Below are 201 nucleotides of genomic sequence, written 5' to 3'. Positions count from 1 at the left end.
ATTTACGCTCGATCAAGAAGCCGCATCAGGCCTTCATAAGCTGGCACGGGAGAACGGAAGCACACTGTACATGGTGCTCCTGGCGGCTTACACAGCGTTATTATCACGCTTAAGCGGACAAGAAGAGATCATCGTTGGATCGCCAATTGCCGGCCGGCCGCACAAGGACCTTGAGCCGATACTCGGCATGTTTGTGAACAC

Annotated in this window: 1 protein-coding gene; it reads left to right on the top strand. The window is 53.7% G+C overall.

The features are described from left to right. A partial coding sequence (locus V6D41_RS21480; protein ID WP_333519577.1) for a condensation domain-containing protein occupies positions 1-201 on the top strand: 201 nt, incomplete at both ends.

It is taken from the genome of Bacillus sp. 0102A, from assembly GCF_036765155.1.
Classification (GTDB): Bacteria; Bacillota; Bacilli; order Bacillales; family Bacillaceae; genus Bacillus; species Bacillus subtilis_G.
Note: the sequence above shows the minus strand (reverse complement) of the source record. Positions and strands in the feature narration are given on the sequence as shown.